We start from the raw sequence: 25,767 nt of genomic DNA on the forward strand, positions 1-25,767 counted from the left end.
AGCCCGTGCGTGACCTCATCATCCAGCACGCCATTGATCAGAGACTCGAGCGCCTCACACGCCACACCTTCAACGATTCCGATCAAGCCACGAAACACTTCATCCCGCTCGTACGTGTTGACATCCAGCGGCGCTATCGATACTGTGCTCACGGAGCTACCCCCTCGGAGATTGGTTTTGGGTGACAACCTACCGTTCTCCGAACAAAGGGTAGCTCCCTGCGTTCTCAGCAAAATTCACGCCCCGGCATTAGACTTCGGTACGGACTCGCAGAGGGAGGACGGCAATCTGCGGCCAGCGAAAAGAAACTGCGTCCGCGCACTCTCATTCGGGACTGGTGCCCCATGCCAATACAGGGTCTTTTGCTCGCATTGATCGCGCTGGCTTTTCCTCTCGTTAGTGGAGCAGCGCCCATCGATCCGGCCATCGATGACGCCCCCGGACCGTTTTGCTACTTCAGCCGACCCAGCACTGTTCTCGGGGTCGCCGATGCCCTGCAGGGCACCCAGGTCACGGGCGAGGGCTGGCTCTGGACGGGGTCGGCTCAGCTCATGTTCTTCGCGGGCGATGACCTCGCACCCCTGCGGCAGCGCATCCAGGTGCTGCGCGAGGGCGCGATACCGATCGTGACCGGCACCAGTCGCATCGGTGACATCGACTACGAGACCACGATGTTCGCCGCAACCCTTGACGGGCGCACCGATAGCAACCTGATCAACTTCGTCCGGGTGCGTCTGTATAATGCCGGGCAGGCAACGACCAGGGCCTCTTTCGCCACGGCAGTCCGCGCGGAGGGGCCCGGCTGTTGCGAACGCATGCGCAGACCGTTCAACGTCTTGTCGGCGCGGTATTCCCTGGGCGATGACTATGCGGCGCGGAACGACGAGCTCATCTACACATTTCCCACGGACCCGTCACCGCGCCGGTTCATCGTACCGGATCGCGAGGGTGCTGGTCCCATCGAGGCGCGCGACGAGGCGATCACGGCAACTACCCCGGTATGTATGGTGCGCTATGATGTGACGCTGGAGCCCGGCGCGGAGCGCGTTCTGGACTTCAGGTTTCCGTATGATCCCATTGCGCTTGTCGACGAGAAGGCCATTGCCGACCTGCGCGAAGCTTCCTTTGAGGCGCTCCTGGACGACACTCTTCGCTGGTGGCGGCGGTTCCTGGACAAGGGCATGCAGATCGAGCTTCCGGAGTCCAAGCCGGTGGATGTCTACAGGGCCAGTCTCGCGTACCTCGCAATCGCCCGCCGGAGGGAGGGCGCGGATTACATCCCCACGGTGAACCGCTTCCAGTACCACTACTTCTGGGTGCGTGACGGAGCGTATATCGTCAACGCGTTCGACTTGGCCGGAAGACATGACTGGGCCCGGCAGGGCCTGGACCACTTTCTGACCTGCCGCCAGGCCAACGGGATCATCTGCCAGCCGCCGCAGTGGGACGGCTACGGCCAGACATTGTGGGCTTTCGGGTCCCACTGGCGGCTTACCGGGGATAACGACTGGGCGCGCCGGATGTACCCATACCTGGCTGACCACGTGCGCGGCGTCTTTGCGGAGGTGGCGAAGGACCCACTGGGGCTCGTACCGAAAGCGCCGCCGTATGACAATGAGGCCATCGACGGCCATTACACCGGCCACAGTTTCTGGCTGCTCACCGGCATGCGCGACATGATCGCAATGGCCGATGCCCTCGGAGAGACGGCGGATGCGGCGCAGTTCCGGCAGTGGCATAACGAATACAGAGAACGCTTCCTGGAACACCTTGGCGCAGTCACCGCGGAGACCGGGGGGTACATTCCGCCGGGGCTGGATGCGTCCGAGGGCTGCGACTGGGACAATCTCATTTCTCTCTACCCGCGGGGCGGAGTGCCGGCCCGGGGCACGCTCGATGTCACTGACCCGAAAGTGAGCACGACCGCGGACACCGTGCGCGAGAAGAAGTACGCCGAAGGACTGCTGACCTACGGCCGGGGCCTGCGCCCGGGCCTGCTGCACCACTATGACACGATGAAGTGCACCGAGGGCCTGGTCGCCATCGGCCGCCAGCGGGATGCGCTGGCCGATTTCTACAGCATCCTGGTGCACACGAGTTCCGCGAATGCGGGGTTCGAGTTCGGCGTCGTGCCCTGGGGAAACCGCGATCCGGGCGGCAACTTTCCGCCCCACGGCTGGTTCGCGGCGGAGTACATCGGGCTGCTGCGGAACATGCTGGTGCGCGAAGAGTCCGGCGATCTGCACCTGCTCAGCGTGGTCTCCCCGGAGTGGCTCAAGCCGGGCAGCCGGTTCAGCGTGCGCTACGCGCCCACGGACTTCGGCGAGATATCCTTCATTGCCCGCGCCCGCGAAGGTGCTCTCGAACTGCGCCTGCGCCACCAGTGGCGGACGCCGCCCGAGCGTATAGTCATCCACCTGCCTTGGTTCGTGGAAGGCCTGTCCGCCGAGGCAGATGGAGAGCCGGTGGTGATCGAAAAACCCGTCATCGGGGAGGGCTCGCAGGTCGTGGTCGGCTCCCAGGCCAGGCGAGTCACCCTCCGCTACCACCGGCCGCTTGACATGCCCAGGCTGAGCTACGACGCCGCGGTGGATGACTGGAAGCGAGAGAACCGTCGCCGATTCGATGAATATGTGCAGTCCGGTGGGAAGCCGGAACCCCTGTGGCGCGAATCGAGCCTGCCCATGACCCGCGCCGATCGCGCCGAGAACTGGGCGGCTCTCGTGGAACGAACCGGGATTGCGTTGGGGTGCACTGCCACCGCAAGCGCTTCCGAGCCCGGCAATCCCCCCGCCGCGGCCTGTGACGGCAATGTGAGCCTGTCCTCGTACTGGGGCGCCACGCCGTACCCGGCCTGGTGGCAGGTGGACCTGGGCGAAGAGCGTCTCATCGACCGCGTGCGCGTAGTAACCTACTGGGACCGCGGTGAAGGCAAGCGCGCCTACCAGTACCGGGTGCTGGTCTCGCCAGATGCAGAGAATTGGGAGACTGTCGCGGACCGCAGCGACAACAGCAAGCCGGCGACAGCCGCAGGTGAGCTGCTCTCTTTTCCGCCGCGGAGAGCGCGATATGTGCGAGTGGAAATGATCCGCAACTCCGCGAACATAGGGGTACACCTTGTAGAGGTCATGGTATTCCCCGCGGTTGAGGCGCCTGTGGCGGACGCGCCAGCGGAAACTCGCCCTGCATGGACTGCCGAGGATCAGACCGGCTCGGCAGCGACAGACATGCCCTCCTGGGGGTATGTGGGTGCCCAGCGGGTCATCCTGAAGGGAGATTCAATCAAGGCGAGCGGAGACCGGATCCGCCTTGTGTTTCGCGGTGGCGCGGAGGGGAGCATTGCTATCGGAGACGTGAGCATCGGCGTGACGGACCCCGTTGATCCAGTGAACGTGAAGACCGGCACCCGCACCCCGGTGACCTTCGGTGCGGCGAACTCCGTGGAACTCGGAGCCGGTCAGGAAATCGCTTCTGACTGGATCAGCTTCCCGCTGGAAGCCGGGAGAGACCACACCGTCACGTTCGCCGTGGACCGACAGGGAGCCACCACGCTGTGGTCGGACGCGAAGACCCTCCGGTTCGAGGGTCCCACCGAGGCCGCGCGGATGGTGCGCTGGTCCAGTGTCTCGCACACCACAACGTACAATCTCTACTTCCTGAGCCGCATCGAAGTGCCGAAGTAATCCATGATGCCGAGCCGGCCACTGCTCCACTACTCGAGGTGCGCGCATGTTTGTCTTGCTGCTCTTGAGCCTGCTGGGATGTCCGTCCCACGCAAAGGACCTTGCGGTCTCCATCTCCGAGCACGAGATCAAACTGCAGACCGGGGACAGGACGTACACCATCGGCGATGACGGGAATATCAGGCCGCTGGGGATGCGGCCGAATATCGCCGGCACCGATGCGACCGGTAAGGGCATTTGGCTCTTGCCCGCGAAGATGACCTCGGCTGCCGTGCTCGCGGACGATGCAGACCGAAAAGTTGTCGCCGCGACCTGGGACCTTACCGAGGGAGCGCCGAAGTACCAGTTGGAGCTTGAGCTCGAGGTCAACGCGGGCAGCCCGGCGCTCACTGTTGCCTCGCGCGTTCGGCGCATGGAGGAGGGCGGCGGCGGGTGCTACTATTTCTGGGCCTTTACGCGGGCGGTCACCCAGTACACCACCCCGACGCATCCCGCGCGAAGTTTCGCGCCGACGCAGTGGGACATTACCCCGCGGGCGCGCTGGATGCTCATCGCCGACCCAAAGGCCGAAATCGGCTACGGTGTCATCAGCGACGGACGAATCGGCCGGGCCCCCGCCAGTGGTCAAGGCATAGCAGAGGGTGAGGTGCCCGGATTCCCGTACCTGCTCTGCACGCCCCGCACGTCATATCTACGCCAAGGGCAGTCGCTTGACGTGCGCTTCATTGTTTTCGACACCCTTTCCGCTGCCCAGGTGCAGGAAGTCTACCGGTCGTCGCAGAGCGCCCAGTCGATCCGCCCGTATTTCGACGGACGTTACTGGGACGCCTCGCTGCAGGACCTCGGTCCGCGGATCCCCGCTCACAACTTGCGGACCGCCGACGGCCTGGCTGTGTCCCTGACCGAAGACGGGCGCATCGCCGGTCTCAGTCTCGACAAGGGTGACAACCCCGCCGGCAGGAAGTCCCTGCTGCCGGTGACTGACTTCCCGATCTCGGGTCTGCTCCTGCGGGATTTCCGCGCCGGTGGCCAACCCGAGCCGGTCGGGGGCAGTGTTACGCGCCTGGCTGATGGCGCAGTTCAGCAACAGGCTCTGGTGCAGGGCATCGAAGTGACCGCGAATTACAGGGCGTTGCAGGACCGCATCTCGATCAACGTCCAACTCCACGACACCACCGGCGAAGACCGCGCGATCAGTGCGTACTTCGCCCTGCCAGTGCGCAAGGATCGCCCCTGGGAGTGGGGCGATTCCATCGAGGCCTCGCGAATCACCCGGAACCCCGATGAATATATCTCAGCTGCCGCCGACACAGGCTACCCGGCAGGTGCGAACGGCACCAATTCCCAGTATCCTTTCGCATCCCTGAGTGGGCCGGCGGAGATTGGGCTTGCGATCCCGCTGGATGAGCCGCGCCAATGCAGGCTGGTCTACAATAGCGAGACAGCCCAGTTCTACGCGGCATTCGATTTGGCGCTTACGGCTGAGACGCGGCAGTTCCCATCGTCGGCCGGCTTCTCACTCTCTATCTTCACCTTTGAGCCTGGCTGGGGGTTCCGGGCCTGCGCCGACAAGTATTACCGGATGTTCCCGCAGTTCTTCGAGAAGCGCGTGCAGCGAGACGGCGGCTGGGTCTGCTGGGGCAACTGCGCCGATGTGCCCGACATCGCCGAGCTAGGCTACGCTTACCACTGGGGGCTCAGGGGCCCGGAAGCCTGCAAGTGGGACAACGACCACGGAATCTACGCCTTCCCGTACATCGAAGCCACCAACATGCACCAGACCATGGAAGAATACGAGACAGCCACCAGTGACGATGTGATCAAGCGCCTGGAGTGGATAGCCGATCCCGCGCGCACCGAGCCGATCCCGAAGTGGAAGTATGATCATCCCTACGCCGCGTACCTGGGGGACCGCGAGGCGGTCCTTCGGCGCAGTGCGACTGCGTACTTGAAGTCGCTCATCTATGACCCCGCGGGTCACATTTACGGGAGCGTAAACAGCGGAGAGTGGGGCTTCCCGGTAGCCAAGTACGTGCCGTGCAATGCCAACCCCGCGATACCCGGCGGGGTGGGCGATTTCTTCCTCAACTTCTGGCTCCCTCGCACGCAGGAGCACATGGAATCCACGGGCGGACGGATTGACGGCATCGCCATGGACAACTTCCACGTGGGTGACACTGCGCTTGGCCGCAGGCGGGAGCAGTTCGCATACAGCACAATCCCGCTCACTTTCGACACATCCACCGGCGAACCGGCGATCTTGAAGAACTTCACGACCTACGAATGGACCCGCGAAGCCGCCCGGCGTCTGCGCCCTCAGGGGAAGTTCATCATCGCCAATACCTGCAGTGCACAGTTCCCCTTCACTTACCAGCTTCTGGACATCCACGGCTACGAGTGGAACATCGGGGGCCTCGCGCCTTTCGCGCGGACCCTCGCGTACCACAAGCCAGTCTGCAGCCTGCCCGTGCAGGAGGCGCACAAGGAAGCATCCTGGATCAAGTGGCACCTGCGCTACGGTTTCATGCCCGGCGGGTATGCGAACTACCAGACCTTGCTCAACCGCGACGCCATGAAGCGGTATACGCCCATTGCCCGGGCGCTGCAGGCAGCCGGATGGGAGCCGATCACTGCCGCCCGCAGCCGCAACCGCTTCGTCGGTATCGAGCGCTTCGGCGATCCCGGCAGGGGCCCGGTATATCTCACGGTGTTCAACCGTTCCGACAGCCCGCTCGCGACACTGGTTACGGTGGACCTCGAACGCCTTGGGCTCTCCGAGAATGCACCGCTTCTGGAGGCAACCACCGGTGAGGCCGCGACGCTCGACGGGAACCGGCTAAACGTGAGCCTGGCGCCGCAGGACGTGCAGGTCTTCCGACTGAAGGAATAGGGCCCGTCGCGCCAGACAGGGGAAAGCGCCTGCGAATCCGCCACGGGGACCATACTGCGCAACAGTCCCATGGATCATGTGATCACTCGTCTGGGGGACAAGGCCGCGGAGGCGGTGGTGCTCGACAAGTAGTCTTCAGGCACGCCTATATCGGCCAGTTCGCGGGGTTCAGCTGGGCCTCGTCCGCCACCGCGACTTCGCGCACTTTTTCGACCAGGTCCGCGGGGAGCGGGCCACGGTCCGCGTATGCCACAGCCGCCTCGAGTTCCTCGATTCGCGATGTTCCCACCAGCGATGTGTGGGCGGCCGGCTGTGCCAGCACGTACCGGTAGGCCATCTCGGGCAGGCTGATGCCGGCCTTGGCGGCCAGCGCCTCCAGCTTGCCTGCGGCCTCTCTCAGAGATGCCAGGGCATCGGGCAAGAGTTGGGCGCGGTGGGTCAGGACGCCCTTGAGCAGCACCGACCGCACCACGATGCCGATGTCCTCCTCCACCGCGGCCGGCAGCACTTTCTCCTCAGGGCGCCGGTCCAGCATGGAGTAAGCAATCTGGACGCAGTCATACCAGCCGCAGCGGATCGCAGCCAGCGCCTCGTCCGGCCCGTACACGCTCACACCCAGATAGCGAATGGCGCCCTGCTGCCTGAAGCCTTCGAGCACCTCGCGGAACTCCGGCGGCACACTCCGCACCGACGGCGCACTGTGCAGCATCATAACATCGATGACATCTGTGGCCAGCGCCGACAGGCTCTCATGCACCGAGCCTGTGATGCGCTGCTTCAGGGCCTCCCCGCAGAGGCCCTCATCGGCGAAGAGCGGGACTTTCGAGGCCAGGACATACTCGTTGCGACGGCTCCGCAGGGACCTGCCGATAATCTCCTCGCTGGCCCCGTACAGCCGCGCGGTGTCGATGTAGTTGATGCCCAGGTCCAGCGCGCGGTTGAGCACACTGGCCGCGGTGGCTTCATCCGGACGGGCATCGATCCCCTTCGGGTCGATGCCGTAGGCCATGCCCAGTTCCACGGTTCCCAACGAGATCTCCGAGACCATCAAATCCGTCTTGCCAAGACGTCGTCGCTTCATATCAGTCTTCCTCTCGCCAATCGAACACGGCGGCCACGAGTTCCTTGGAGTGTTGCCGGGCAAGCTCGTAGGCCTCAATCATGCGGGCCGCCGGAAGCTTGTGGGTGATGAGGCTCTCCAGTTGCAGCGCCCCATTGGACATGAGATCGAAGATGTACTCGAGATTGCGGCGCAGGTTGAACCGCAGGTCCGACGGCGCACACTCCACACGAGGAGATGAGCCCGCACCAATAAGCGTGAGTTGCTTGCCATAGAACCACTGAGCATCGAGGGGATTGAAGTCCGGCGGCGGTTGAGCGCGACCGGGAAATCCCAGCACGCTTACGCGCCCACCACGTCGGGCAAGCTCAACGGCGAGCCGGTACGCGTCCCAGGTATTCGCCGTGAGAATGACCAGATCGGCGCCCGTACTCCCGAACAGCGGAACGAGGTCGCTAGAGGCCAGGTCCTGTGATTGGAAAACCGCGTGGGCGCCCACATTCAAGGCAGCTTCCGCCCGTACGCTGGAATTAGCGATCGCCGCGACTTTCGCTCCCATCGCTCTCGCAAGGCCCGCAGTGGCGAGACCGATGACCCCGAGGCCGATGATTGCCACGTTCTCGCCGGTTTCATACCGCGCCTGACGGAGAGCCGCGAGACCAAGCTGTGTCAAGTACGCGAGCGATGCTTGCTCGGAGCTGACCCCATCCGGCACGGGAACCAGCAGATCGTCGGGCTCCGCAATGAAGGCCGACTGGTGCGGCTTCATCGAGAACACGCGCCGGCCATCGGCGACGATGCGACCCACATTGGAATAGCCCACCGCGCGGGGGTAATCAGGAGCGCCGGGCAGCTCCGTCGAGCGCCCTTCATAGTTCCCCAGGTCAGTGCCCGTGGAAAACGCGGTCACTTCCGTTTTCACGTAGATCTGGCCATCGCGCAGACTGCCGGTCTCCAGCGGCCGATCCTCAAGCCGCAGGTCCCCTGCACCGTATAGAATCGCCTGTTTCACTCATGACCTCCAATCGCAGCGCAGGCCGGCTCCCACCGTCAAAGGGTGGTCGATGCAAAGCACAAGTATGCTGGGCATCGGTGGTAGACCTTCGCCACCCACTCGATCTTCACCTCTCCGCCGCTGCGTTCGAGAGTGAGTCTGCCCCCGAGTCATTGGTCCCCCCGACCGTCTCCCGTCCCCCTAACCGGGAGGTGTCGGCGTTCCAGGGTTGAAATGTCACTCTCGGAAACCTGGTCCAACCGCTACTGCGGGAGACCCGGACAGTTCAGATGACAGGCGAGGTTCAGTCATGGAGACCGTGAAGATCGGAGTGCTGGGTGCGGGACGCGGCGCGGGATTGGCCCGCGCAATACGGTTTGCCCCCAGCGCAGAGTTGGCGGCAATCTGCGATGCGAATGAAGAGCGGCTGGCGAACGCTGCGGCGGCCACCGGGGTCAAGCGCACATTCACTTCATATGAGGCGCTTCTGGATTCCGACGTGGACGCGGTGGTGGTCGCCTCGCCCATGCCGCTGCATGTGGAGCACTCCGTGCAGGCGCTGAAGGCCGGCAAGCATGTGCTGTCGGAAGTCACCGCCGCCACCAGCATGGACCAGTGCTGGGAACTGCTGGAGACTGTGCGCTCCACCGGGCGGAAATACATGATGGCCGAGAACTACTGCTGGTTCCGGCCGTGGTCTGTGGTCATGGGCATGGTCCGCGCGGGGCTGTTCGGCGAGGTTTACTACGGGGAATCCGAGCAAATTCAGGAATTCAAAGGCGGCCTCCCGCCGCTTGAAGACGGGTACACATGGCGCACCGCGGAACTGGCCATGCGCCTTGGGCACCACTACATCACCCACGATCTCGGCCCGCTCTACTGGGCTTTCGGAGAACGCATCAAGAACGTGGTCTGCATGGGTTCAGGCCAACATCACCTTCCCTGGGCGGTCGCGGATGACACCTGCACCGTGTTACTGGAAACACTCCGGGGCCGCCTCATCCGCATTCGCCTGGACTTCTTCTCCGACCGGCCTAATAACTACACCTACTATGGCCTTCAGGGCACCGGCGCGGCATACGAAGGCCCGCGGGCAGCAGGCGAGGAGCACCGCGTCTACGTGCATGGGCGCACCGACCCGGGAACCTGGGAGAGCTTGTGGAACTACGCGGACTACTTGCCCGATGCGTGGAAGAACCTGCCCGAAGAGGCCGTGAACGACAGCTACGACGGCGGGGCCCCGCTGATGATGGAGGAGTTCGCCCGTTGCATCCTCGATGACACGCGCCCGCCGGTGGACGTGGTGGATGCGCTGAATCTCACCGCGCCGGGTCTACTGTCCGAGGTGTCACGATCGAAGGGCGGCGCACCGGTGGAGGTGCCGGAGTTCAAACTGTAGGGCTTGTTGCCCTGTGGTGGGGGCGCGACAACGTTGTCCCGGAAAGGTGCCCCTGCGGCTCGAGAGCCGCGCCGTCACACGCGTCCCGAATGCGCCCTCGCTGACGGTACTGCTCTGTCCAGCCATTGCCGCCTCATGCCGGCTGCTTGCGGCAGGCGCGGAGTGGACCGCAAGGATCTGCGCCCTGCGCCTGCAGAAGGCGTTCTCCGACGGCGAAGGCACCGGCGCTGGAGAAGCTCCGGACCGCCGCCGGGACCATCCGCCGGCAGGTGCGCCGGCTCTGTCCGCCCTTCTGAGCATGACCTGGTGCAACCCGCGCTCCCACTCTTGCGGCTACCGGGGACAGCGTGTATCATCGACCCCGGCTCACACTTCCCTACCGATGTATGGACGGTCCTGTATGCCATCAGTATATCTGCTCCTGCTTGGTCTGTGCGGTTTCGGCCTGGCGTACCGCTTCTACGGCGCCTTCCTGGCGGCCAGAGTCACAGCCCTGGACGCATCCCGCGAGACTCCCGCATTCACCCATCGCGACGGCAAGGACTACCATCCGACCAATCGCTGGATCTTGTTCGGGCACCATTTCGCGGCCATTGCCGGCGCGGGACCGCTTGTGGGACCTGTGCTTGCAGCCCAGTATGGCTACCTGCCAGGCGCCATCTGGATTCTCATCGGCGCCATCTTCGCCGGCGCGGTGCATGACTACATCATCCTGTTCGCTTCGGTGCGCAATCGAGGCGAATCGATCTCGCGCATCGCCGAGCGCTACCTCGGCAAGACCGCCGGATGGTGCGCGGCCTTCGCCACGTTGTTCATCATCATCGTCGCCCTGGCTGGACTGGCGATGGTGGTGATCAATGCCTTGGGCGAGAGTCCCTGGGGGGTTTTCACCATCGCCTGCTCCATCCCCATTGCGCTGCTCATGGGGCAATGGCTCTACAGGATCCGCCCGGGCCGCGTGGCCGAGGCTTCCGCCATCGGTGTGCTGCTGCTATTGCTGGCAGTTGTGGCCGGAGACCCGATCTCCCGCAGCTCCATCGCCTCGTGGTTCACACTGACCAAGTCCCAACTGGAGATAGCGCTACCCACATACGGCTTCATCGCCGCGGTCCTGCCGGTGTGGATGCTCCTGTGCCCGCGCGACTATCTATCAACCTACATGAAGCTGGGGACCGTGGGCCTTCTCGCGATCGGGATTTTCGTAGTCAACCCGCACCTTGCTATCCCGCCAACCACCGAGTACCTGTCCGGTGGCGGACCGGTGGTTCCCGGTCCCGTCTGGCCTTACGTGTGCCTAACCATCGCCTGCGGAGCGATCTCCGGCTTCCACGCCCTCATCGGTTCCGGCACCACGCCGAAGATGATCAGCAACGAGAGGGATGTCCTGCCCATCGGATACGGAGCCATGCTGGTAGAGGGTTTTGTGGGGCTGATGGCTCTCGTGGCAGCCTGCACACTGCTGCCCGAGCACTATTTCACCATCAACGCCGACCCCGCGAAATACCAGGCGTCCGCACAGACCCTGGAGCAGGTCAGTCGCATCGCCCAGGAGGTCGGTGAGGGAACACTGGTAGGCCGCACGGGCGGCTCCGTGACCCTTGCGGTTGGCATGGCCCAGATTTTCCGCAACTTGCCCGGGATGGGTGCGATGATGTCCTACTGGTACCATTTTGCGATCATGTTTGAAGCCCTGTTCATCCTCACCACCATCGACACCGGCACCCGCGTGGCCCGCTTCATCCTGCAGGAAATTGCCGGGCGCGCATACGCCCCACTAAAGAGCGGAACATGGCTGCCGGGTGTGATACTCACCAGCTTCCTGGTCAGTTTCGGCTGGTTCATTCTGGTGCGAGGAGGGACCGTGGCCACCATCTGGCCCATGTTCGGCATCGCCAACCAGTTGCTGGCCGTGGTGGCACTCGCCGTAGGGACGTCGTACATCCTCCGCCACGCCGCGAAAAAAACCTATGCGCTGACGACTTTTCTCCCCTTCACTTTCCTGGCTGTCACCGTGTTCGCGTCAGGTATTCAGTTCAGTCAGAAGATGCTTCTCGGCGCGCAACCCGACTATCTCAAGGGCCTGCTGGCAGTGATGATGATGATCCTCGCGGTGGTCATCTGCTGGGAATGTGCGCGTAATTGGCGCCAACTCCTGTGCGGAAACTGCGCGCCATTGCCGGAGATCGATTCCGACCAGGACCTCCTGCGCCTGGCCGAGGGCACGGAAATCGCGGACTAGAGGCGCGTGGCGAAGGCGGACATCCCGGCAGTGACTGACCGGGACCGTTGAAGCCGAAGGGATGTTGCGCAGGGGCGGAGCGTTTGCCCCTCTTGCAGAGGGGCTCAGAGCACTCCCGACGGAGTGCTGACCCAGCGCGTCCGGGCGACCATATCCGCAAGTTGTCGAAAGGCTCATCGCTTCCAGATGCAACGGTAGTTGAAGCGCCGATTGGGTGCGCTGTCCCCATCGGTGCACAAGGAGATCACGTCCAGCAGGTCTGCAGGGTTGTCGCACCAGTGGAAGTCGAAGATGAACTCGTCGCCGGCCAGGCCGAGCAGAGCCCGTGGCACTGCGAGTTCCAGCGCATTCCCCGCATACCGGTATTCCAGGTGGGCTACGTTCACCCACGGGCCCGCAGGATCGTCGGGACACCAGCGCTTCAGGGTTGTCCTGCGCTTGCTGGACACGTGCCGGTTGATGATGAAATCGTACCCGTGCCAGCCAGTGGATGAATTCTTGTCCGCATCAAGCAGCAGGAGCATCCAGTTTCGGTCGGTGTGGCGCGTCAGGGGTGCCGCTGTCTCGGCATAGAAGAAAACAGTGCCCTCATCCACGGCCACCTTGCTGGTGAGGATGTCGTTGCGTCCGGAGTCATTGGCGTAATGTAGACCGCCATAGCCATTGTAGTTGCGGTGGGCCGTGTCCCCGGCGGTGTCTCGGTACTCAACGCATACGGCTTCCCAGTCACCGAAGTCACCATCTAGGGTTATGTTGTGCAGCCCACTCAGCTCCGGGATCGGGCGCACTCCTTTGTAACGCCGAATGTTCTGGGCCATCTGCATGTAGTAATTATCCGTGTAGCCGCCCTTCATCGGTTGGATGCAGCGATTGAACTCGGGGTTGTACTGGTCTACGAAGAAATAGTCGCTCTGGCGGCGCATGAAGGGGAACTTGGTGCCCCGAGCAGGCGGGTACTTGCCGGCGGTCCACTCGTTCCAGTCATTGATGTACATGAACTGCGGGTTGGCCGACAGAGCTTCCTCCCACCGTTGCTGGAAGTAGATGCCGTATCCTTCCGGATGCTCGACGGTCTTGCCGAGCCACGGGACATATGTCGGCACAGGTAGGTCCTGCTCGTTCAGTTCCGGTTGGCCGTGCTCAACCGTCCAGGACTTACCCACCAGGCTTGACGGGTGCTGCGCGGGGGTTACCGCCGCCTCTTCCCTCATGCCCTCGTGAGTCGACACACGCTCTTCGGGCCTCAGAGCCGCCACTCGCTTGTCGTTCATATCCAGCCCGAAGCTCCAGTTGTCCTCAGTGCCCACAAATCGTTTCCCAGCCCACTCGTAATAGCCCCACCACATGGTGCGGAGGGTGAAGAATTCCTTCACCTCTTTGCTGTAGTCCTTGTAGAACTCGTCGGCATAGTCCGGGTCGCCGTAGTGCGGGTGCTGCGGATCGGTCTTCGCGGACGGGTCATAATGTGGATTGGGGTTCCGCACCCCGCCGCCATTGGCATCCACACTCGGATTGGCGTTGTACAGCAGAAGCGGCTTCCCGTCCCACATGAACCACAGGTCCTTGTACTTCTCCGTCTTGTAGATGCGGTCGTACAGGTCCTGCACTACGGTGATGACCGGTCCATTGAAGGCCCAGAAGCAGAACTGTGGCACCTTGTTCCCCTCGGCCTTCATTTTCTGCATCACCGGGAAGACAACGTCCCACTCGTCCCAGTAACGCACCGCATTGGTCACATCCATCACCAGCACGTCCACCCCGGCGTCCGCGAGCATTGACATGTCCTTGCGGATTACCCACTCATCCTTGCTCAGGAAGTATCCCATCTCCGGTTCGCCCCAGTGGTAGGAGCCTTCCGTCCAGAGGGGATGATTGGCATCGAGACGAGCAGAGGGGTCCTTCGCGAGGATCTTCGCCACATCCGCCGAGTACGGGCTTTTCATCCCGTGGGCAGAGTCGCTGTGCCAGGTGATGTAGAAGATGCCCACCACCCGCCGCTGGTCGGTCTTCACCGGCCCCACCTCATCGAGTGTCGGCATGGTTCGCCCCAGAGCGTCAGTGGCCACCCAGGTGTCTGGGTAGATGTCTCGATAGTAGACATCCTTCTCCTGGCCGAATGAACCGACGGCGGAAACCAATGCAAGAAAGACCGCGAGGGCGGGGATCCCCATGGGCAGCTCCATTCTAGAGGCAACATGACTTGCGTCGCCCCAGGTTTGGTGCATCTTCGACGAGGCGCGCGAAAGACCTCCGATGCTACGCGGCAGGTTGCGGTGAAGCGGGCGTGGAAGAATCACTTGCTGCACCGTCGGAGCGGGTCCGTCAGCCTGTCAGGGAGGACAGAGTACCATGCAACCGGGCACAGTAAACTGCGTAAATGAGTGGTCATACACCGCAGCGAAGGAACACGCCGATCCCTTCAATGAGCTGGCGCTTGATATCCTGGTCTCCGGCCCGCGTGGGCAGGAGTGGCGCGTGCCCGGTTTCTGGTGCGGCGGCAGAAACTGGAAAGCCCGGTTCGCCCCGCCCGAACCGGGTCTCTACAGGCTCCGGAGTATCTGCTCTGACTCGTCGGACACGGGCCTGCACGGTGTCGAGGGTGAGTTGCGGGCTGACCTCTACCGTGGCGAGAACGCGCTCTTGCAGCACGGCCCCCTCAGTGTTCATGACAGCCGCCGGTACCTTGTACACGCCGACGGCAACCCCTTCTTCTGGCTGGCTGACACCTGGTGGATGGGCCTGTGTAAGCGCCTGTCGTGGCCGGAGGGCTTCCAGACACTGCTGGCCGACCGGGTACGCAAGGGCTTCTCGGTGATCCAGATCATCGCAGGCCTCTACCCCGACATGCCGTGGCATGATGAACGAGGCGCCAATGAGTTCGGGTATCCCTGGGAAGAAGACTTCAGCCGAATCGTGCCCGAGTACTGGGACCTGGCGGACCAGCGGATCGCGGCGCTGGTGGAGGCCGGGCTCGTCCCCTGCATCGTTGGCTGCTGGGGATACTTCCTGCCCTGGATGGGTGTAGAGCGTCTCAAGCAGCACTGGCGGTATCTGGTGGCCCGCTACGGGGCCTATCCAGTGGTCTGGTGCCTGGCCGGCGAGGCCACTATGCCCTACTATCTGAGCCAGACCCGCGAGCAGGACATGGCGCTGCAGAAGAGTGGCTGGACCGAGATTGCGGCGTACGTGCGAAACCTGGACCCCTGCCGGCGACCGATCACGATCCACCCGACGAGCGTGGGGCGCGACCAGGTCGAGGACGACAGCCTCCTGGATATCAACTGGCTCCAGACGGGCCACGGCGGACGAGACAGCGTGCCCAATACCGTGAACCTCATGACCAGCGAATATGCCCGGGAGCCGCGTATGCCCGTGATCAACTCGGAGGTCTGTTACGAGGGGATCATGGAATCCTCGCGCGAGGAGATCCAGCGGTTCATGTTCTGGGCCTGCATACTTTCCGGGGCCTGCGGCCATACCTATGGGGCCAATGGCATCTGGCAGGTCAATGAACCAGGGCGGCCGTATGGTCCCTCGCCCCACGGTCTATCATGGGGAGACAGGCCGTGGACCGAGGCGTACCAGTTGCCGGGGTCGGGTCAGATAGGGCTGGGCAAGCAGTTCCTCGCGAGCCTGCCGTGGTGGCGGCTCGAGCCCTGCCCGGAACTTGTGGAGCCCCACTGGACGCCGGAGCGGCACTGGCACCCATTCGCGGCCTGGGTGCCGGGCGAGTTGTGGGTTATCTACGTTCCTACCAACTGGTTCCTTGCGCCGGGGGAGATCCCGGTGGTCAAGCGCCTGGACCCGGCACAGCGTTACCGTGGCTTTTACCTGAACCCGTCCGACGGCAGCCGGCGCGACCTGGGGAGCTTCAGCCCCGATCCGGACGGCAGCTGGCAGGCCCCCATGCCCAACGTTCTGCGGGACTGGGTGCTGGTCGTGGAGCGGGAACCGTAAGGTGTCGCGTCGAACCAATGGAGGGCAGCGATCGCTAAGGAGACACGGATACCCGGCCGGCCCCCTCCAGCACCACCGTCTGCGGATAGAGGCCGGCCGTAAGCGCGACAGCCCCGTCCATCGGTTCGGCGCTGGTTGCGTTGCCCATTGGGTCGAGGAGTAAGACCCGTTGCGCGTCTGTCTCCAGCCGCACAGGTCGGGCGTCTCCGCCAGCCGTGAAGACCGGCACCAGTCGCTGATCGCCCTTCCGGAACTCGTACACGTACAGGCCGTTCCGCTCGGTGAGAGTCCCCGCGAATGTCGCCCCCGCGTAGTAATCCATGAACGCGGCGACCGCTCCGTATGTGAATCGCGGGCACATGAAGTAATCGATGTAGCCCCAGTCGCCGGAGCCCCGAGGCCCGCCGATATCGCGGCTGCAATAAAGGAGCGCTGCCTTGTTGCCGTGGGCCCAGCAGAAGAGCAGCTTCTGAACCGCGGTTGCCGCCGAGTTGCGCTCCATATCCAGCCGCCAGTTGGCGAAACCCATCTCGGTGTTCATGAAGGTCGGCCTGTCATACCCTGACGCCGCATGGACCGCGCGCATGGCCACCATCACCGAGCTGAGATTGTCCACGCCGCCGTGGGAATGGTAGCCCACCGCGTCTACCCAGGGCCTGATTCCCCGCGCTATCATCCCAGTGCGCTCCGGGTCCACGAGACACAGTCCCCCGCTGATGATGGTCGCCTGCGGATACCCCTTGCGCACCGATTCGGCCATCCACTGGTGAGTGTCCACGAATTCCTGCACCGTGCCGCGCCAGAAGTCGGCATTGTCCGGCTCGTTGTATAGCTCGATGAACTCCGAGTGCGGACCATATCGGGCGGCAACGGCTTCAGCGTACTTGCGGACAACCTCCTCCCGTCGCGGATAGCGCCACTTCGGGTCAGTCACCGCCTCATACTGCGGCATGAGGGTCCATCCGGTTTCCAGCGGAAACCCGATCTGCAGGGCCAGCCTGAAACCCCGGGAAGTGAAGCACTCCATGCACTTGTCGGCCAGTGTGAAATCCATCTCTCTGTCGGCGGCAGGCCAGGAGACGGGAAGGTCCGGCCGCACCAGCACCATCCCCAGGCGCGCGGAAAGGTCCGCGTCCATCTCCCTCGCCTCCTGTTCGCTGAGACCCGGAGGATTGGCCGGCCCGAAGTCATTTCGCCAGTGCTGGCGGCCGGGGAAACTGCATGTTCCCACCAGGAGCTCGCCCCTTCGCCACTGTTCACGCCGGTCGAGGTTGGAGGGGCAGACGCTGAAGCTCCTCGCCAACCGCGCCTTGCACACGTCCCCGGAGAAGGCATCCAGCGTCAGCAGGTAAGTGCCCCGGCCGGTTACCCGGACCGCAACGACTTCCGAAGCCGGCACGTTGATCCGGTGCTGCGCAACCGGACGACAGTTCCAGTCCCAGAAGGTGAGAACCGCCCTGTCCCCTGTTCCCTCGGCGCTCACGGTCAATGCGATTTCGTCCCCAGGGCTGACAACCCACTGCCAGTCCTTCGCGGGGGCAATTCTCAGGCCCGGGGCCATGCGGTCCGCATCCTCCACTTTCGCCCAGAGCGCCGGCACTCCTGGCTCCGGGATCGCCGGCGCAGTCGGCTCCAGGTCCACAACCACAGGGGCACCGGTTGCAAGCGCAGACAACCCAGAGCACAGGGCGAGCGCCCAGATGGTCGCGGCAAGAGCCCATTGCGGAACCACTCCGATTGGTCTGGCCCTGGCGCATGGCATTGAGGTGCGATCTCCTCTTCATTGAAGTTCTCAGGTGGTCCACCGGCGTTCTATTGCTCCTCATCTGCTTCGCCTTTCTTTGCGGGCATTCCTTTGGCGGGGAGCAGCGCGCGCCGTGATGAGAAAATGCCTGGAGCGAAGATGCCGGTCTGTTGCCTGATGATGGGCCCCGGGTGCCGTGGGGCGCTGAAGTTCGAACCTTTCGGTGACTGCGCAGGCAGGTGTGGCGGTCTCAGAAGACGCAATCTGTGGGCAGCACAGGAAACACCGAAGGGGGCGCAGGACATGACCAGACGGACGATCGTCGCTGTCATCGCTGTGGGGCTTCTGGGGCGCATTACGCCCGGCCCGGCATGGGCAGACGGGGAGGGCAGCGCCACCATCGCCCCCGATACCCCGGCAGTCGCGGGGACGCGGGACACGTGGACGATCACTTACCGGCCAGGCCCGGAGGGCATTCAGCCCGGCGGCGGACTGCGCCTGGCGCTTTCAGGCTTCCCCATAAGGCTCTTCGCTCTTCCCCAGACAGATCGCCCAACAGACCCCAACTACACAACTGCGCATTGCTCCAACCCGGTAGTCCCCATCACCGTGCGAGTAGTGCGGGATCTACGCCAGGGTTGGCAGGATGTGCAGGAACTTGAGGTGCTGGTGGGCGAACCGGGGCTGGCCCCGGTTGACAGCCTGTCCATCGTCTACGGGGACAGATCCCAAGGGGGCCCGGGCGGGCAGATGCGCCCCCATGAAGGTGACGAGCTGCCCGTGAGGATGTACTCGGACACCGACGGGGACGGAAAGTTCGCGCCCTTGGCCGAGTTCCCGCGCTTGACTCTCGCCGGCGGCACGGCTACCCGGATCGCGGTCTTTGCACCCAGTGACGCGGTGGTTGGCGCCCCGGTGCGCATTGCGGTCTCGGCGCGAGATGATCGGGACCAGTTGGCCACATCGGGGCCACGCGAAGTGCTCCTGACCGGGGCCGGACTGCAGGAACCGGTTTCTATTCGCTTCCCTGAAGGCGAACGCTGCGTGGCGCCGGCGGAGGTAGTCTTCGCAAGCGAAGGCATCCACAAGATCACAGCATCAGCCGGAATCGGCACCGCAACGGCCCCGACCGTCGTCACCGAGTTTTCTGCACAGACGCGTCCCGACGCCGAGGCCGACCCGGAGTTCATCCCGGCCCTGCAGAGCGTCGAAGTTTCGGCTGTCAAAGCAGCCCCCGGCAGCGTTCTCGCGATCAGGCCAGTCTGGCGCAATGCCGGCACCGCCGCAGCATCCCGGGACTACCGGATCAGTTGCCATCTCGAACGCCGTCCGCCGCAGGGCCGAGCGCTGGCCAACTGGGACTATGATCCTGCGCCCCCAACCACGCAGTGGCATCCCGGCGGTGACTACACACAGGAGCGCCTCTGCCCAATCCCCCGGGATATCCCGCCGGGTGAGCATGCGCTGACCCTCGGCATGTACCACAGCCCCGAGCCTGGCAAGTTCGTGGTGCTCGCATCCTTCGAGGTCTGCCGCATCATGGTGGGCCCCGATATGCCCCTCGTCCTGCGAATGCACCCGGGGGAATCCAACCCGGTGCGGGTGCGCGCGAAAGCGCCCCGCTGGAGACTGCTCTGGGGCGATACCCATTGCCACACCGAGAACTCCGTCGACGGCTCCGGTTCTGTCCAAGGGCTGTACTGGTACGCGCGGGATGTCGCGCGGCTGGACTTCTGTGCATGCGCGGACCATGTCGGGCACAGCTACCCCGAAGACCAGTGGCGCCATATCCAGGAAATGGCCAGGAGGTTCTATGAATCGGGCCGGTTCGTGAGCATTCTCGGATATGAATGGTCGAATGCCGAACACGGAGACAAGAATGTCTATTTCGTCCGGGACGACGAACCGATCCGCGTGCCCCGCAGCGGCCAGGCGGAAGACCTCTTCGCCATGCTGCAGGGCGTCAATTGCATCGTAATCCCGCACCACCCGGCTTACCCCGTGGGCTTGCGCGGGACGGACTGGGGTCGCATCGATCCCGCTTTCGTGCCGGTGGTCGAGATGTGTTCCGCCCACGGCAATGGCGAAGTCATGGACAATCCACGCCCGTACGGAGCCAACAAGCCCATGGGACCGTCGCTTCCCGGGGGGTTTGCCCAGGATGCCCTTGCACGGGGGCTTAGGATCGGCTTCATCGCTTCGAGTGACGACCACACTGCCCACGCCGGTCGGGTGGGGTTCCTTGCTGGGGTATACGCGGAATCACTGGATCGAGAGGGCATTTTCGAGGCCCTCCGCAGCCGGCGTTGCTACGCGTCGACAGGAGCTCGCATTCTCCTCGATGTGACCGCGGACGGACAGCCCATGGGAAGCGAGATCACCGCCACCGCGCCGCCGCTCATCCGGGTAAGCGTGCACGGGACAGCGGACCTGGGCGCGGTGGAGATCATCCGCGACGGGCAGGTCTGCCACCGAGTCCGTCCTGAGGGCCCGGACTGCGAGACCGAGTATCGCGCCGACAGCCTGGGATTCCGCGACGGCTACTACTATGCTCGGGTCACCCAGCGCGATGGTGAGATGGCGTGGTCTTCTCCCATCTTCGTACGCAATGCCGGACCGCGCCCCGAATTGGCTCTGGACAACCTGGACATCGAAGACGACAACGCTGTCGCTGTGACCGTTCGCAATGACGGCGCGGTCGCCACCAGTGTCGCGACGATACAGTTCTTCGTGGACCATATGCCTTCCACTCCGGTTGCCCGGGAGGCCGTTCCGGTACCCTCGGGCATCGGCGGCCTCATGAGCCGCCAGGCCGGACTTCAGGTCTGGCGCTGGCCGGTGGACGAGACCTCTCTCAACGTCTTCATCCGATGGGGCGGGGACGACGAATCACGGCAGTGCGAGGGTGAAGTGCGACTGGAAGACGGGCAGGGCTGGATCTGGACGCCTTTCCATGCTGAAAGCTCTGATCTCTACGAGGAACCGCAGCCCGGGGTTATCCGCTGGCGGACGGATGCGGAGGCAGGCACTGGAGATGGATTGAACCTGTGGGTAAAGATCGATCCCCGCAGGCCGACGCGCTTGACCCTGGATGCGAAACGGGGTGGTGCACGTCGTCCGGCGGAGATCTACAGTCGCCTGGGACCGACCCAGTCCTTGCCCCTTGCAATCCCGCTGGTGGAGTACCAACCAGACAGGTTGATCGGAGAAGCCACGCTTCCGGAACTCGCGCCGGGGCAGGAGCGCAGGATCACCATGCCCTGGCGGCCGGAAGGCGCACCCGCCGGCGACCTCATCTGCCGGATCCTGGCTGCTGACGGCAAGGTGGAGGCCGAGGCGCGACTGGTCGGTGCAGGAAAGCGCGATTCCAGCAAGGGTATTGAAGCTCAGGGACGGTGAGACGCGGATAGCCACCAAGGGCCATCAGCCGCCGCCCGACCAGGGCTGGGTCATCGTCGCCCATTGCTTCGTGAGCCTGGATACGGATCATCCAGGCTCACGTGGCCAATCGACTTGAGTAGCAGGTTGTGACTGATCACCCATTCTTCGGCTTCAGGAAGAGCACCTCGGCGCGCTCGATCCATCCGGATCGCAGGTCCATCCGGAACCAGCCTTCACTGTTTTTCTCGTGGAAGCGAGTGGGCGAACGCTTGCCGAACTCCTTCAGGTCGTACTGCGCCCACGTCTCGCCCATGTCCAGCGAGATAATGATGCCGGTATCCAACGGCGACGCCGGGGCGCAGTGCGAGGCCAGTATCACCCCATCCTGGATGATCATCGCGCCGGATTCCACCCCGGGGTTGAACAGGAGCGTATGCTTTGTACGATCTCCGATGTCCGCCGGGTCGCACCGGAAGATTCCCCGGTCGTAAGGCTCTGGGCCGTTTGAGTCGCTGATCCAATAGAGCTGTCCGTCCACGAAGTTGATTCCGCCCGCCTTGTATCGCGAGTTCAGATGGTCGGTGATGATGACCTTCCACTCCCACTGGTCTGTCGCCGCATCGTACGTTCCTCTTAGCCAGTGGCACTCAAGGAACTCTGCCCTGTCTGCGTCCCCGGTGCAGGCATAGAAAGCGTCCTCCGCGGGATTGTAAACAACTGTGTGAAGGTGCCGGCAGCGAATGGGGTTGTCGGGGTTTCCCAGCAGCGTGCCTTCGGGACCGCCTCCTGGAGAGCCATTATCCCGCGTGTACGGGTTCTGGCCGAAGGCATAGGCGAGTTTGACCGTCTGGCCGCCGTCGACAGAGTAGTAGATATTCACTGGCGCGGCGCCCCCCAGCACATTGCAGTAGTTGCCCCAGATCAGCATCTCTTTGCCGTTCACATCGAAGGAATTGGTGCCCGGGAGGGTGTGGAAGTACCAGCCGGGCCGTTCCGGGTCCTTGGGCGTATGCGGCAGGTAGTCGCTCCCATCCACGTCCTTCACGGTTACCTGCTCGCAGCTTCGCAGGTTGTCCGTGCTGACGTACAGTCTCGAACCCGTGGCGAAGACGATGTTCCCGCATTTCAGGATGCAGCTGAAAGTGATGTCGCGCGCATCGGGGAAGTCCAGCACGTGGGGCCAGGTGTGCCCGTTGTCCTCAGACAGCATCACCTTGCCCTCCGTGTACGCAAAGGCCTTGTTGTCCAGCTGGGAATCGATGTACCGGTCTTCCGGCCCCAGCCGGTACCAGAAGTGCTCCGTCTCGCCGATCCTTGTCTCGTGCATAGCGATGCATTCCTCTATCGGTGTAATCGGGACGTTCCCTGTCCAGTGGCTTCCTCGTCTCCTGACCATCACGCACTGCCGGCAGGCTACACCAGGGCGATGTCATGCTCCTTCAGAGCGCGCCAGATGCTGTGCATGAGCCTGCCCTGCACCGTGGGCAGACTGTCGATGTGGTCGGTCCACGCGACAAGCTGGAGGTTCAGACCGTTCGCCGCGAGCTTGCTGAACAGAACCTCGGGCTCGGGGGTATCTAGTACCGAATCTTGAGAGATTGCGGCTTCACGTAGAACCTCGGCAACGGTGTCAAAGTCTGTGTCCGGCGCAACAGCGACGTCCACCACCAGGCGCACCCGGCGATCCCGCTGGCTCGAGACGACCACGTTCTGGGTGTAGAAGACGGAGTTAGGGATGACCACCAGGCGATTGTCCTGGGTCCGAATTGTGGTTGAACGCACGGTGATATCCGCGATGGTGCCGCTCTGTCCGGCCACGTCAACATAGTCGCCGGCGTTGATAGACCGGTCCAGCATGATGATGAGGCCGCAGATGGTGTTCTTCGCAATATCCTGGCTTCCGAAGCCGATGGCGATGCCGAACATCCCGGCGAAAGCGGCGAGGATGCTCAGTTGCATCCCCGCCACCAGAATCGCCAACACGATGCCCCCTGCCAGGAGGCAGTAGTACAGTACACTCCCCACGGCGTGCCGGGTGCCGTGATCCCACCTTTGGGATAGGGCGGCAGATTCCTGCACGCAACGCCGGGCATACCCTGCCGCCCAGGAGGCAACCACCCATACTAGGATCGCTTTGGCGATGGCGAGTATGGATATCTGCGCGCCCTTGACATCAATCAGCGGCTGTGACACCAAGGCAATGAGGTCGTAGAGATGATAGCGACGGACTCCCCAGATGCGAGCGAGCAGCAGGGCACTGAGGAGCACGAAGGCAAGCCGGATGACCTGCTGCATCCATGGTCGGTGGACTAAGCCCGCCGGACCGTGGGGTGTCACCGGGAACCGGGTCATTAGCTCCCGGTTGAGGCGACCATATGCCGGCCACGCAACAGCCACGAACAGAGCGCTGAGCACCAGGGAACGCGCCAGGTAGCTGCTCAGGTTGGCGTAACCCATCGCTGTCATTACAAGCAGAGCCACCGCGGCCAGCGAGACGAATGCGTTGAGCCTCGTCGCCCATTCGGGGAGACCGCAAGCAGCTTGCCCGGAAGCGTTGCCGATGAGCGCCAACGAACCGCGTGCAGAGTTTGTCAGCCAGATGAGGAAGATGACCGCGCCCAGACCGTAGAGCAGTTTCAGCGCGAGCTCCACGTCGGCGTGGGGATAATCGTAAAGGGCGAGGGTGTGGATTACTGGCAGAAGCAGTGCCGAGTAGACCGCGATGGCGTGGGCCGCGGTCGCAGTGCGCCGGGACGTCGCGGCGTCACACCGCAGCAGGCCGAAGCCCTCTTCTCCAGGAGCCAGCACAATGCGCACCAGCGGTCTCGCCGCCGCGTACGCGCACCAGGCAAAGACTAACCCTGTAAGCGACAGCGACCCCGAAGGCGAGAGGGGCAGGGACTGCACTCCCGCGGCCAGCAGCGCGAAAGCAAGGGCGGCACGCACTATCTCAAAGCCACGGGCATAGCGCCAGAGGGTGAGATCGCGCTGCTCCTGTGGCAGCATCTCCAGCCGGCTTCCCATTTCATCCGTGAGACGCCGCCTCAGCCGCCGGAACCCGACCGCCAGCAGCACCCCGGCCAGCCCGAGCCCGGCGAGTTCGGTTATCGGCCACGATGGCGGCGTACCGTCATCGGGCTCGAACTCAGCACCCGGCCAGACCCCTGTGCGCAGGTAGGCGCCGATTGACCGAATCAACCGGCGAAAATCGTCCGCGGCCGTCACAGGCGTCTGGGCGGTGATGCGGACCTCGCTGCGACGCAATAGTCCGCGGGTCTCGGCGACCTCCAGTGCGGCGTCCAGACGGGGAACGATGTCACTCACCAGACGTGCGTTAGCCACAGCCATCTGTGCGGCCGCCTGGAAGTCCGCCTTTGCCTGAGTCGCCAGCGGGATCCCCGATTCCAGGGTGCTCACAAGCGTCCGGTCAAGCCGCAGAGCTCGGGCACGCTCAAGAGCTCGGCTGTATGCGTCTATCTCGGCCCCTACATCCTGCGCGGCCTGTGTGAGTTCGTCGTACAAAGCGTCGAAGCGTTCCTGCCCGGCGATCAACCGCTCCCGCTCCTCACGCCCCTGCGCAGGCCTGACACGCCCCCGACGTATCGCCCACGGGAGATGTACTCCCAGTTTCTCAAGCCTCTTGTTTTCCTTCTCCAGTTCGCGAAGCCGGCGCGCAGCCAAGGCGGCCGTCATGCGCAATTCACTGCGCCACAAGACGACCTTGTGAGTGAGGGCGTCGCTGCTCAATGCGGCTTGCCCGGGTCTTGCTCTTCCGCCATCGGCTTCCGGTCGCGACAGGGATTCCAGGGCCCCGATCACCTCCGCCTGCCGGCGCGAGCGCGTGACCGGTGCCTTGACACGTTCCGAGGGCTCCTCGGCTTCCGGGGTCTGAACCGGGGCCTGCTCCCCCTCCGCAGCCCGGTACATCTCGCTGTCTGAAGATCCCGCCTCGCCTTCTGCCGAGGTCGCTGGCCCTGCATCAGTCGGCTCCGCGACTGCATCCCCATTCGCAGGCCCCGGAGATGCGGAAGAAGGGGCATCCGGCGCGTCGACCTCCTCTGGGGCCGGAGCCGATGAAGTGCCATCCGCGGAGACATCGCGGTTCCCGCCGGGTCCAGGCAACGCATGCATGGAACCTGGAGCTTCGGGCGCTCGGTTCTCATCCTGCGCGATCGCGAGGCCGATCGCTGTCGAGGCCAGCAAAAGGGTCAGAACCGCAGGGAAGATGCTGTTGCCGGGACTCATTCTGATCATGGGCTACATTCCCCGGTGCCGGCGAGGTTACATGCGGATGCCCAATGCTGCCCCTGCCGGGTCGGTGGACACAGACTTTGCTGAGGTTATTTCACCCAAGATTCGATCAGACCTGCCCTGCCTCCTGATAAGAAGCAGCCGATTCCAGTTGGCGGTCTCGTAACTC

General features: G+C 63.7%; 13 protein-coding genes. 6 read left to right on the top strand and 7 right to left on the bottom strand.

The window, feature by feature from the left end; genetic code table 11:
* On the bottom strand, positions 1–152 hold a 152-nt coding region (locus HPY44_14580; protein ID NSW57237.1), incomplete at its 3' end, for a hypothetical protein.
* Positions 153–344: 192 nt separating this feature from the next.
* On the opposite strand from HPY44_14580, the gene HPY44_14585 reads away from it, so the two are divergent.
* Both HPY44_14585 and HPY44_14590 read left to right on the top strand, forming a co-directional pair.
* Entirely contained in the window at positions 345–3,683 is a 3,339-nt protein-coding gene (locus HPY44_14585) for a discoidin domain-containing protein (protein NSW57238.1), read from the top strand.
* A 46-nt stretch (positions 3,684–3,729) separates the two neighbouring features.
* Positions 3,730–6,573, top strand: coding sequence for a hypothetical protein (locus HPY44_14590; protein ID NSW57239.1), 2,844 nt, complete (start codon positions 3,730–3,732; stop codon positions 6,571–6,573).
* 145 nt (positions 6,574–6,718) lie between these two features.
* On the opposite strand, the gene HPY44_14595 is transcribed toward HPY44_14590, so the two are convergent.
* Both HPY44_14595 and HPY44_14600 read right to left on the bottom strand, forming a co-directional pair.
* Positions 6,719–7,654, bottom strand: coding sequence for an aldo/keto reductase (locus HPY44_14595; GenBank protein ID NSW57240.1), 936 nt, complete (start codon positions 7,652–7,654; stop codon positions 6,719–6,721).
* Between the two features lies 1 nt (position 7,655).
* Positions 7,656–8,645, bottom strand: a complete 990-nt coding sequence (locus HPY44_14600; GenBank protein NSW57241.1) for a zinc-binding alcohol dehydrogenase — start codon at positions 8,643–8,645, stop codon at positions 7,656–7,658.
* Between the two features lie 292 nt (positions 8,646–8,937).
* On the opposite strand from HPY44_14600, the gene HPY44_14605 reads away from it, so the two are divergent.
* Positions 8,938–10,026, top strand: coding sequence for a Gfo/Idh/MocA family oxidoreductase (locus tag HPY44_14605; GenBank protein ID NSW57242.1), 1,089 nt, complete (start codon positions 8,938–8,940; stop codon positions 10,024–10,026).
* Between the two features lie 400 nt (positions 10,027–10,426).
* Positions 10,427–12,265: a carbon starvation protein A gene (locus HPY44_14610; protein NSW57243.1), complete on the top strand. Its 1,839-nt coding sequence runs from the start codon at positions 10,427–10,429 to the stop codon at positions 12,263–12,265.
* Between the two features lie 173 nt (positions 12,266–12,438).
* Here the strand turns inward: HPY44_14610 and HPY44_14615 are convergent, their stop codons facing one another.
* Positions 12,439–14,436, bottom strand: a complete 1,998-nt coding sequence (locus HPY44_14615) for a hypothetical protein (GenBank protein NSW57244.1) — start codon at positions 14,434–14,436, stop codon at positions 12,439–12,441.
* Positions 14,437–14,614: 178 nt separating this feature from the next.
* On the opposite strand from HPY44_14615, the gene HPY44_14620 reads away from it, so the two are divergent.
* On the top strand, positions 14,615–16,222 hold the full coding sequence (locus HPY44_14620) for a DUF4038 domain-containing protein (GenBank protein ID NSW57245.1): 1,608 nt from the start codon (positions 14,615–14,617) through the stop codon (positions 16,220–16,222).
* 34 nt (positions 16,223–16,256) lie between these two features.
* On the opposite strand, the gene HPY44_14625 is transcribed toward HPY44_14620, so the two are convergent.
* Entirely contained in the window at positions 16,257–17,984 is a 1,728-nt protein-coding gene (locus HPY44_14625) for a hypothetical protein (protein NSW57246.1), read from the bottom strand.
* Between the two features lie 285 nt (positions 17,985–18,269).
* Between HPY44_14625 and HPY44_14630 the strand changes: the two genes are divergently transcribed.
* The gene (locus HPY44_14630) at positions 18,270–21,365 is read left to right on the top strand and encodes a CehA/McbA family metallohydrolase (protein ID NSW57247.1); all 3,096 of its coding nucleotides are present in this window, start codon (positions 18,270–18,272) and stop codon (positions 21,363–21,365) included.
* Between the two features lie 136 nt (positions 21,366–21,501).
* On the opposite strand, the gene HPY44_14635 is transcribed toward HPY44_14630, so the two are convergent.
* On the bottom strand, positions 21,502–22,674 hold the full coding sequence (locus HPY44_14635; protein ID NSW57248.1) for a hypothetical protein: 1,173 nt from the start codon (positions 22,672–22,674) through the stop codon (positions 21,502–21,504).
* Positions 22,675–22,760: 86 nt separating this feature from the next.
* Complete coding sequence (locus HPY44_14640; GenBank protein NSW57249.1) at positions 22,761–25,601, bottom strand: mechanosensitive ion channel; 2,841 nt, start codon at positions 25,599–25,601, stop codon at positions 22,761–22,763.
* Positions 25,602–25,767 lie beyond the last annotated feature (166 nt).

This window comes from Armatimonadota bacterium (assembly GCA_013314775.1).
Taxonomy (GTDB): Bacteria; Armatimonadota; Zipacnadia; order Zipacnadales; family JABUFB01; genus JABUFB01.